A 10,819-nucleotide genomic window follows, 5' to 3' on the forward strand; every position below is an offset into this window, starting at 1 on the left:
CAGCCGGTCCAGCCGCCTCGGTGCGGCGGGCGGCTTCGCCCGCAACGCCCGGACGTGGTCGCGCAGGCGGGGCACGATGCAGCCCACCAGGGAGGTGAAGAGCAGGAGGTAGATCGCGGAGAACCAGATCGAGCCGAACGCGTCGAAGGCACCGATGCGGTCCAGCACCGGAGCCAGGTCCGGGTACGTGGCGTAGTAGTCCCGCACGTCCTCCGGGTTGACGCCCCACTGGGGCAGCACCGACCCGGGGATGGCGGCCACCGCGAGCAGGAACAGCAGGACCAGCGCGGTACGCATGCTGGTCAACTGCCGCCACGAGTTACGCAGCAGCGCCACCACGGGGTTGGCCCGCCGCCGGGGTCCCGGGGGCGAGTCGCTCGTCCGGTCCTGCACGGCGGTCATCAGATGCTCACCTCACCCACCCCGACGGTGGTCTGCAACCAGATCACGAAGTTCTGCCAGCCACCTGTCACCAGGGCCAGACCGATCAGGATCAGCAGGGCACCACCGGCCCGGGTCACCCACCGGCTGTTGCGGCGGATCGCCTTGAACACCCCGAGCAGACGCTGGAAGCCGAGCCCGAAGATCACGAAGGGCAACCCCAACCCCACGCAGTACGCCACCGCAAGCACCACCGCCCGGTCGGTCTGTCCCCCGACCGCGCCCATCCCGAGCACCGCCCCGAGGGTGGGGCCGACACAGGGCACCCAGCTCAGCGCGAAGACCGCCCCGAATACCGGGGCGCCCAGCAGCCCGGCCGAGGGGAGTTTGGTGATCCGGAACTCCCGTTGCAGGCCCGGGACGACCCCGAGGTACCCGAGACCGAGCAGGACGATCAGCGCCCCGACGACGATCTCCACGATCCGGTCGTACTCGAAGAGCAGCCGACCGGCCGAGGAGACCACCACCGCAGTGGAGACGAAGACGACGGTGAACCCGGCGATGAACAGCAGGGTCCCGGCGAGGACCCGACCCTTGACCGCCGCCACCGCCGCCGTCCGCCGCTCGTCGACGGGCCGCTCGTCCAGAGCGACACCCCCCGCCGCCCCCGCTGTCGTCGTCGCCCCCGCTGCCGCCGCCGTCGGTCCGGTGCGAGGAGGGCGGCCCCTGCCCGCTGCGGGGCGGCCTTCGAGGTCGGCACCGGCCAGGCCGGTGACGTACGAGAGGTAACCGGGCACGAGGGGGAGGATGCACGGGGAGAGGAAGCTGACCAGCCCGGCGAGCGCCGCCGCCCCGATGGCCAGCAGCAGCGGCCCGTTCTGGGCGAGTTCCCGGAACGTCTCGCCCATCAGCGGGGACCGGCCATCGCGGCCTGCTCGGCGACGACCTTCTCCACCGCAGGTTGCAGCCGGTCCTGGGTGACAGCCATCCGGACCACCGCAGCGATCCGACCCTCCCGGTCCAGGACGAAGGTGGCCGGGATGCTGTTGGGCGCGATGTCGAAGCGCAGCGCCAGGCGACTCGCCGGGTCGAACACGCTCGGGTAGGTGACCTTGTAGGTCTCCTCGAAGGCGACCGCCTTGTCCCTGTCGTCCTGAACGTTGATGCCGAGGAAGGCCACCCCGGAGTCCCGGGTCGCCTGGTAGGTGTTCTCCAGGTCGTCGGCCTCGGCCCGGCACGGGTTGCACCAGGAGCCCCAGAAGTTGACCACGACGACCTGTCCCCGGCTGTCGGCCAGGTCGTACGAGGTCCCGTCGAGCAGTTCACCTGTCACCTCGGGCACCGTCGAGCGCTCCTCGGGGGCGCACTCGATGATGCCGTCGGTGTTGACGCACCGCTCCTCGCCACGTTCGGCGGAGCAGCCGACGAGCCCCGCCGAGACCGTCACGGCAGCCAGCAGCCCGGTGACCCACCTGCGGGCTCGCATCAGGCCCCCTTGGCCGTCCGGGCTGTCGAGGACATGGCGATCAGGTGCGCGGCCGGTTCGCTGTACCCGACCCCGACCACCTTGGCGCCGTCGAAGTGGAACGAGGTCAGGCTGGCCAGGGCGCACTGACGGCGACGGGGGTCGTGCCAGAGTCGCTTGCGCTCGACGTGCCGGCGCAGGGTCCAGATGGGCAGCTGGTGGGAGACGAGCACCGCCTCCCGCCCCTCGGCGGCGACCCGGGCGGCGTGCAGGGCGGCGAACATCCGCTCCGCGATGACCATGTACGCCTCACCCCAGGAGGGGGTCACCGGGTCGCGCAGCACCCACCAGTTGCGGGGGTCGCGGAACGACCCGTCGCCGGGGGAGACCCGCTTGCCCTCGAACCAGTTGGCGCTCTCGATCAGCCGCTCGTCGACCCCGACCGGCAGCCCGAACTGTGCGGCGATCGGCTCGGCGGTCTGCTGGGCGCGCTCCAGTGGGCTGGCCACCACGTGCACGACGTCCCGCTCGGCGAGGTCCTCGGCCGCCGCCTTGGCCATCTGCACGCCCAACTCGGAGAGGCGGAAGCCGGGCAGCCGGCCGTAGAGGATCTGGGCCGGGTTGTGCACCTCGCCGTGCCGGAGCACGTGGACGACCGTACTGCTCACCGCTACCTACCCCCCGGAGCCTGCCGCTGCCGCTGCCGTCGCCGCCGCCGGGAGCGCCCCGGCGATCTGGTCCAAAGCGGCCTCGTCGAGCGCCGCCGATACGAACCACGCCTCGAACGCGCTCGGCGGGAGATACACCCCGGCGGCGAGCATGGCGTGGAAGAACGCCTTGAACGCCGGCACCTGCTGGGTGCGGGCGGTGTCGTAGTCCACGACGTCGGCGTCGGTGAAGAAGATCGAAAACATGTTCCCGGCTGACGAGAGCCGGTGGGGCACCCCGGCGGCGGCGAGCGCGTCGGTGGCGAGCCTGCTCACAGTGGCTGCCGTCTCGTCCAGCCGACGGTAGAGCGCGTCGTCGGCGAGGCGGAGGGTGGCCAGGCCGGCCGCGCAGGCCAGCGGGTTGCCGGAGAGGGTGCCGGCCTGGTAGACCGGGCCGGCCGGGGCGAGCTTCGACATCACGTCGGCCCGTCCGCCGAAGGCGGCAGCCGGGAGGCCACCCCCCATGACCTTCCCGTACGTCCACAGGTCGGCGTCGCAGGGGTCGACCCCGTGCCAGCCGGCGCGGGACACCCGGAACCCGGTCATCACCTCGTCGACGACGAGGAGGGCGCCGTGCGCGTGGGCGATCCGGGCGAGGGACTGGTTGAACCCGTCGCGGGGTGCGACAACGCCCATGTTCCCGGCGGCGGCCTCGGTGATGATCGCCGCGATCTGCGGCCCCTCGGCGGCGAAGACCGCCTCCACCGCAGCGATGTCGTTGTACGGCAGCACGATGGTGTCCCCGGCCGCCGCGCCGGTCACCCCGGGGGAGTCGGGCAGGCCGAAGGTGGCCACGCCCGAGCCGGCGGCGGCGAGGAGTCCGTCGGAGTGCCCGTGGTAGCAACCCGCGAACTTGATGATCTTGGACCGGCCGGTGAACCCCCGGGCCAGCCGCAGTGCCGACATCGTCGCCTCGGTGCCCGAGTTGACCAACCGGACCTGCTCGACCGGGGTCCGGTCGACGATCTCGGCCGCCAACTCGACCTCACCGGGGGTCGGCGCACCGAAGCTGGTGCCCCGGGCCGCAGCGGCCTGCACCGCCGCCACCACCTCCGGGTGGGCGTGACCGAGCACCAGGGGACCCCAGGAACAGACCAGGTCGACGTAGCGCCGGTCGTCGGCGTCGTACAGCCAGGGGCCGTCTCCACGGACCATGAAGCGCGGGGTACCGCCGACGGCGCGGAAGGCGCGCACAGGCGAGTTCACCCCGCCCGGCACCAGGGCTCGGGCGCGGTCGAACAGGGCCTCGGAGGCCGGCGCGTCGGCCGGGTAGCGGCCGGATCCGGCGGGAAACATCTGCGTCACGATGACGCCATTGTGTCAGCGTCGGAGAGCTAATCGGCAGGCACCCCGCACCGAGGTGCCCAGGCTCACCCCGGAGACACCGCTTCCGACCTGGTCAACGGTGGGGAACGACGACACCGGTCGGCCGGCGGCGGGGGGATCGTCGTCCGGTCGCACCGACGTATCCGCCTCGTCGGGCCGGAGCTGACAGACCGCGCTAGGCTGGCCGGGTGGATCGTGCCGAACTGTCCATCACGCTACACCGGATCGGGGACGAAGCAGTCCTTCGCCTCTCCGGTGAGATCGACATGCTCACGGCCACCCAGTTGTCGACAGTCGTGAACGAGGTTCTCACCGAGCCCCCGCCACGTATCGTCCTCGACCTCGGTGGGGTCACCTTCTGCGACTCGCAGGGACTGGGCACCCTCGTCGTCCTCAGCCGCAAGGCCAGTCACGCGCAGAGCCTCCTGGTCCTCACCAACGTGGGTGACTTCCTGATCCGGGTCCTGGACATCACCGGCCTCCGCTCCGCCCTGATGATCCGCAACAACCAGTCCACGTCCTGACCCCACCGGCGCGCAGGCCCGGTCAGGGGGTGGGCCCCCAGCGGGCCTGTTCGAGGAGTTCCACGGCGCGGGTACGGGCCTCGGGGGTGGTACCGCGCAGCAGGGTGGTGGCCTCGTCGACGGCGTCGGTGAGGGTGCGCCACTGGGCCTCACGCTCGCGGACCAGATCCGACTGGGCGGCGAGTTGCCGGGTCTTCACCCACAGCTCGACGAAGACGGAGACCTTGGCCCGCAGGACCCACGGGTCGAAGGGCTTGGTGAGGTAGTCCACCGCCCCGGCGGCGTACCCGCGCAGGGCTAGCTGCGCGTCCCGGTCGGCGGCGGTCAGGAAGATGATCGGTACGTGTCGGGTCCGCTCCCGCCGTTTGATGTGCCCGGCGGTCTCGAACCCGTCCATGTCGGGCATCTGGGCGTCGAGCAGGATCACCGCGAAGTCGTCGACGAGCAGTTGCTTCAGCGCCGCCTCCCCGCTCTCCACCGCCACCGACTGCACCGGCAACCCCTGGAGGATCGCCTCCAGGGCCATCAGGTTCTCCCGGCGGTCATCGACCAGCAGCGCCTTCGCCATCTGGGTCACGAACTCTCCTTGCTACCTCGGCTACTGCTGCTGATCCAGTTCGACATCAGCTCGATCAACTGGTCCAGGTCCACCGGCTTGGTGATGTAGTCGCTGCCCCCGGCGGCGAGCGCCGACTCGCGGTCCCCCGGCATGGCCTTCGCGGTCAGGAAGACCACCGGCAGGTCGGCGAAGCGGTGGTTACGCCGGATCTGCCGGGTGGTCTCGTAACCGTCCTGGTCCGGCATCATGGCATCCATCAGCACGATGTCCACCTCTGGATGCTCCGCCAGGACCCGGACGCCGTCCGCCCCGTTGTCCGAGTACAACACGGTCATCCCGTGCAGCTCCAGGGCACTGGTCAGGGCGAAGACGTTCCGGACGTCGTCGTCGACGATCAGGACCGTCGCCCCGTCCAACTGCCTGGTGGCCGGGGTCTCCGGTGCCGGCGGCAACTCCAACGTCGGCATCAGCAGCGACGACGGCAGCCCGGCCCGCGACGGTGACGGCGGCAGCGGGGCCACCACCGCGTCCGGTGCCAGGACGTCCGGCACGAAGAGGGTGAAGGTCGACCCCTGCCCCGGCGCCGAACTCACAGTGATGGTGCCGCCGAGCAGGCGGGCCAGGTCCCGGCTGATCGACAGCCCGAGGCCGGTCCCGCCGTAACGGCGGCTCGTGGTCCCGTCGGCCTGCTGGAACGCCTCGAAGATGAGCGACAGCTTGTCGTCGGAGATGCCGATCCCGGTGTCGATCACGGTGAACGCGATCACCTGCTGGGCGTTCGTCAACGCCGGCACGTCGAAGATCGCGTTCTCCGCGGCGGGCCCGATCCGGAGGGTCACCGCCCCGTGGTCGGTGAACTTGACGGCGTTCGACAGCAGGTTGCGCAGGATCTGCTGGAGCCGCTGCGCGTCGGTGACCAGCGCCGACGGCAACTCCTTGGCGAGGCGTACCTGGAGGTCGAGGCCCTTGTCGTGGGCCTGGGGAGCGAATGCCTGCTCGACGTAGCCGCGGATCTCGGCGAACTGGATCTCACTCGGCTCGACGTCCATCCGCCCCGCCTCGATCTTGGACAGGTCGAGGATGTCGTCGATCAGACGCAGCAGGTCCGACCCGGATCCGTGGATGGTCCGGGCGAACTCGATCTGCTTGGCGGTCAGGTTCCGTTCCGAGTTCTCCATCAACAGCCGCGCCAGCAGCAACAGCGAGTTCAGCGGCGTACGCAGCTCGTGGCTCATGTTCGCCAGGAACTCCGACTTGTACGCCGACGCCCGGGTGAGCTCCTTGGCCTTGTCCTCCAGCCCGAGCCGGGCCAGCTCGATCTCCCGGTTCTGGGTCTCGATGTTTGCCTTCTGCTCGCTGAGCAGCTTCGCCTTCTCCTCCAGTTCGGCGTTCGTGCGCTGGAGTTCGGCAGACTGTTCCTGCAGCTCGTGGGCCAGGCGCTGGGACTGGGCCAGCAACTCCTCCGTACGCCGGTTGGCCTGGATGGTGTTGACGGCGATGCCGATGGTGGCGACCAGCCGCTCCAGGAACGACAGGTGCAGCTCGGAGAAGGGGCTGACGCTGGCGAACTCGATCACGCCCAGCAGCTCCCCCTCGAAGAGGACCGGGAGCACCACCAGGTCGGCCGGGGGCGTCTCGGCCAGGCCGGAGCGGAGCATGAGCCGCCCGTCCGGGACCGCGCCGACCCGGATCGTCCGGCGGGACAGGGCGGTCTGTCCGACCAGTCCCTCGCCCGGCCCGAAGGTGACGTCGTGTCCCCGGGAGACGTACCCGTAGGAGGCGGTGAGCCGCAGCCGGGTCGACCCGTCGGGGGTGTCGGCCAGGAAGAACGCGCCGAGCTGCGCGTCGACCAGCGGGGTGACCTCCATCATGATCATGCGGCAGACCTCACCGAGGTCGCGCTGTCCCTGGAGGAGTCCGCCGATGCGGGCCAGGTTGGAGTCGAGCCAGCCCTGCTCGGCGTTCTTGTGGGTCGTCTCCCGGAGGGTGACGATCATCTGGTTGATGTTGTCCTTCAGCTCGGCGACCTCGCCCTGGGCCTTGACGGCGATCCGCTGGGTCAGGTCCCCCCGGGTCACCGAGGTCGACACCCGGGAGATCGCCCGCAGCTGGGTGGTCAGTGTGGAGGCGAGCTGGTTGACGTTCTCGGTGAGGTCCCGCCAGGTGCCCGAGACCCCCTTCACCTGGGCCTGGCCCCCGAGCTTGCCCTCGATGCCGACCTCCCGGGCGACCCGGGTCACCTCGTCGGCGAACGACGAGAGCTGGTCCACCATCGTGTTGACTGTGCTCTTCAGCTCCAGGATCTCACCCTGGGCGTCAACCGTGATCTTCTGCGACAGGTCACCCTTGGCCACCGCAGTGGTGACCGAGGCGATGTTCCGGACCTGCGACGTCAGGTTCGACGCCATCGAATTCACGTTGTCGGTCAGGTCCCGCCACGTACCCGAGACGCCCTTGACCTGCGCCTGACCACCCAACTTGCCCTCGGTACCCACCTCCCGGGCCACCCGGGTCACCTCGTCGGCGAACGACGACAACTGGTCCACCATCGTGTTCACTGTCGACTTCAGCTCCAGGATCTCGCCCCGGGCGTCAACCGTGATCTTCTGACTCAGGTCACCCTTCGCCACGGCGGTGGAGACCTGGGCGATGTTGCGGACCTGGGCTGTCAGGTTCGACGCCATCGAGTTCACGTTGTCGGTCAGGTCCCGCCAGGTGCCGGCGACGCCCTTGACCTGCGCCTGACCACCCAACTTGCCCTCGGTGCCCACCTCCCGGGCCACCCGGGTCACCTCGTCGGCGAACGACGAGAGCTGGTCCACCATCGTGTTGACGGTGTTCTTCAACTCCAGGATCTCGCCCCGGGCATCAACCGTGATCTTCTGCGACAGGTCACCCTTCGCCACCGCAGTGGTGACCGAGGCGATGTTCCGGACCTGCGACGTCAGGTTCGACGCCATCGAGTTCACGTTGTCGGTCAGGTCCCGCCACGTACCCGAGACGCCCTTGACCTGCGCCTGACCACCCAACTTGCCCTCGGTGCCCACCTCCCGGGCCACCCGGGTCACCTCGTCGGCGAACGACGAGAGCTGGTCCACCATCGTGTTGACGGTGTTCTTCAACTCCAGGATCTCGCCCCGGGCATCAACCGTGATCTTCTGCGACAGGTCACCCTTCGCCACCGCGGTGGAGACCTGGGAGATGTTGCGGACCTGGCTCGTCAGGTTCCCGGCGAGCTGGTTGACGTTCTCGGTGAGGTCCCGCCAGGTGCCCGAGACTCCCCGGACCTGGGCCTGACCACCCAACTTGCCCTCGGTGCCCACCTCCCGGGCCACCCGGGTCACCTCGTCGGCGAACGACGACAACTGGTCCACCATCGTGTTGACGGTGTCCTTGAGCTCCAGGATCTCGCCCTGCGCGGCGACGGTGATCTTCTGCGACAGGTCGCCCCGGGCCACCGCAGTGGAGACCTGGGCGATGTTGCGGACCTGGGCTGTCAGGTTCGACGCCATCGAGTTGACGCTGTCGGTCAGGTCCTTCCAGGTCCCGGCGACGTTCGGCACCTCCGCCTGGCCGCCGAGCTTGCCCTCGGTGCCCACCTCCCGGGCCACCCGGGTCACCTGCTCGGCGAAGAGCCGCAGCGTGTCGGTGAGCGAGTTGAAGGTGTGCGCGAGTTCGGCGACCTCACCCCTGGCCGACACGGTGATCTTCTGCGACAGGTCACCCTTCGCCACCGCCGTGGCCACCTGTGAGATCGACCGCACCTGGTGGGTCAGGTTCGACGCCATCGTGTTCACCGAGTCGGTGAGGTCCTTCCAGGTTCCTGCCGCACCGCGTACGTCGGCCTGGCCGCCCAACTCACCCTCGGTGCCCACCTCCCGGGCCACCCGGGTCACCTCGCTGGAGAACGAGGAGAGCTGGTCGACCATGGTGTTGACGGTCCGGCCGATCCGCAGGTACTCCCCGCGCAGTGGACGGCCGTCCATCTCCAACGCCATGTGCTGGGAGAGGTCCCCGTCGGCCACCGCCACGATCACCCGGGCGATCTCCGTCGTCGGCCGCCCCAGGTCGTCGATGAGGGAGTTGACAGCCCGCTGCCCCTCGACCCAGGCGCCCTCCAGCCCCTCCTCGTCCAGCCGTTCGGTGAGCCGACCGTCCCGACCGACGACCCGACTGATCCGCCGCAGGTCGAGGTGCTGCCGCTCCTGAAGCGCCACCACCTCGTTGAACGCGTCGACGACCTCGCCGGCGGCACCCGAGCGGCGGGACAGCCGTACCTTCAGGTCGCCGTGGCGGACCCGCCGCAGCGCCGCCGCCAACTCGTCGAGCACCGCGTCACGCTCCGGAGCGGAGTCCGGGGCGGCGGACTGTTTCGCCGTGGTCATCATTCCTCGCAAAGCTCGGGACTTCGGGCGGAGGCCGGCACGCCGACCCATCCCATCATTGTGCCCGTGACCGCGCCCACGCCATCCGACGTGCCCGGCCGCCACGCTGACCACAGCCCCCGACGAGAACCTGCGGAGTGGATCCCACAGAGATCAGCTTGGCACCCCGGCGTCCGCCGGGCAGGATATGAGAGATGTCAGCGGAGGCGGGGGCCGCAGCGGACGGGGGCTCGGACGAGCACGTCCGGCGGGTCCGGCTGCCCGCAGACCGGCGTACCCCGGCTGCGGCCCGGGCACTGGTCAGGTCGGTCCTCACCGAGGCCGACCTCGACGGGTTGGTCAACGAGGCGCTGCTGCTGACCACCGAACTCTCCACGAACGCCGTCGAGCACGCCGGCACCGACCTGGACATCGAGGTCGTCGCGGACGACGTCGGGCTGACAGTGACGGTGTCGGACTTCGCCTCCGGGCCGGTCGACGAACTGATCGTCGGGGTCCGCAACGACACCACCGAGATCAACGAGGTGTCGGAACGCGGCCGGGGCCTGCTGCTGGTCGACCACTTCGCCAGCCGATGGGGCACCACGTACCTCCCCACCGGCAAGGGGGTCTGGTTCCGGCTCGAACGCGCCGACAGGCCGAGGTCTGGCAGAAACCGGCCGGAGGCCCCCTCGGCCGCCCCCCGGGCGACGACCTCCGATGGGTCGACCCCCAGCGCCGCCGCCATGAGCGAGCTGATGCAGACCATGCCCGACCCGTACTCGGACGATCCGCTGCCCGAGTTCGCCACCGACCTGCTCGGTCGGGTGGGCGAGATGATCGGCGCGGCAGGTGGGATGGTCCACCTGGACCGGGGCGACGGGCAGGGCTCCCAGGTGCTCGCCCGGTACGGGCGCCACCCCCGATCCGGGCAGGACCTGCTCCGGGTGCCGCTGGCGGTGCACCGGCCGTACGTCGGGCAGTTGGAGCTGGACGCGGCACCCTCCGGGTACGCCCGCCCCCTGGCAGTCCTCGCCGCCGAACGACTCTCGCTGCACCTGGAGAACGACAGGCTGCGCCGGGCCGACGTCCGCCGACGGGCCTGGCTGACCTTCCTGGCCGAGGCGAGCGAACTCCTCGCCCACTCCCTCGACGTGGAACTGACGATGGCGCTCATCCCCCAACTGGTGGTGCCCCGGTTGGGTCAGTGGTGCGCGGTGCACACCACTGACGAGTGGGGCAGGTTGAAGCTCGCCGCCGCCAGCCACGCCGACGAGTCAGTCCTTCCGCAGCTGCACCAGGTGTTGCGGGAGACCGGGCCGGAGTCGATCCAGGCCCGGCTGAAGGAGGCCACCCGCAACGGCTCGCAGGTTCCGCTCAGCGCGCCGACCGAGGGCTTCGCCGTGCCGCTGATCGCCCGGGGCCAGCGCCTCGGCACCCTGGCCGTGGGGCGGCACCAGCGGCACCGGCACGACCCGGACGAGGTCGCCGTG

9 protein-coding genes are annotated in these 10,819 nt (G+C 70.3%); 2 read left to right on the top strand and 7 right to left on the bottom strand.

Annotated features, from left to right (window positions below; translation table 11 throughout):
- The 5 genes from ABT336_RS25150 to hemL all read right to left on the bottom strand — a co-directional run.
- On the bottom strand, positions 1-402 hold a 402-nt coding region (locus ABT336_RS25150), incomplete at its 3' end, for a cytochrome c biogenesis ResB family protein (RefSeq protein ID WP_350899708.1).
- Positions 402-1,289, bottom strand: coding sequence for a cytochrome c biogenesis CcdA family protein (locus ABT336_RS25155; RefSeq protein WP_350899710.1), 888 nt, complete (start codon positions 1,287-1,289; stop codon positions 402-404). The genes ABT336_RS25150 and ABT336_RS25155, both read right to left, overlap by 1 nt.
- On the bottom strand, positions 1,289-1,867 hold the full coding sequence (locus ABT336_RS25160; RefSeq protein WP_350899712.1) for a TlpA family protein disulfide reductase: 579 nt from the start codon (positions 1,865-1,867) through the stop codon (positions 1,289-1,291). The genes ABT336_RS25155 and ABT336_RS25160 overlap by 1 nt, the downstream gene beginning before the upstream one ends.
- A complete protein-coding gene (locus ABT336_RS25165; RefSeq protein WP_350899714.1) occupies positions 1,867-2,514 on the bottom strand; it encodes a histidine phosphatase family protein in 648 nt (215 codons plus the stop codon). Before ABT336_RS25165 ends, ABT336_RS25160 begins: the two co-directional genes overlap by 1 nt.
- Before the next feature lie 6 nt (positions 2,515-2,520).
- Positions 2,521-3,858 (bottom strand): glutamate-1-semialdehyde 2,1-aminomutase, encoded by a 1,338-nt coding sequence (hemL, locus tag ABT336_RS25170; protein WP_350899716.1) that lies wholly within the window; start codon positions 3,856-3,858, stop codon positions 2,521-2,523.
- A gap of 209 nt (positions 3,859-4,067) precedes the next feature.
- Between hemL and ABT336_RS25175 the strand changes: the two genes are divergently transcribed.
- Positions 4,068-4,403, top strand: coding sequence for an STAS domain-containing protein (locus ABT336_RS25175; RefSeq protein ID WP_350899717.1), 336 nt, complete (start codon positions 4,068-4,070; stop codon positions 4,401-4,403).
- A 22-nt stretch (positions 4,404-4,425) separates the two neighbouring features.
- On the opposite strand, the gene ABT336_RS25180 is transcribed toward ABT336_RS25175, so the two are convergent.
- Positions 4,426-4,980, bottom strand: a complete 555-nt coding sequence (locus ABT336_RS25180) for a response regulator (protein WP_350899719.1) — start codon at positions 4,978-4,980, stop codon at positions 4,426-4,428.
- Complete coding sequence (locus ABT336_RS25185) at positions 4,977-9,350, bottom strand: hybrid sensor histidine kinase/response regulator (protein WP_502891263.1); 4,374 nt, start codon at positions 9,348-9,350, stop codon at positions 4,977-4,979. The genes ABT336_RS25180 and ABT336_RS25185 overlap by 4 nt, the downstream gene beginning before the upstream one ends.
- A gap of 191 nt (positions 9,351-9,541) precedes the next feature.
- On the opposite strand from ABT336_RS25185, the gene ABT336_RS25190 reads away from it, so the two are divergent.
- The coding region (locus ABT336_RS25190; RefSeq protein WP_350899723.1) for an ATP-binding protein at positions 9,542-10,819 on the top strand (1,278 nt) is incomplete at its 3' end.

The organism is Micromonospora sp. NPDC000207 (assembly GCF_040300925.1).
Classification (GTDB): Bacteria; Actinomycetota; Actinomycetes; order Mycobacteriales; family Micromonosporaceae; genus Micromonospora.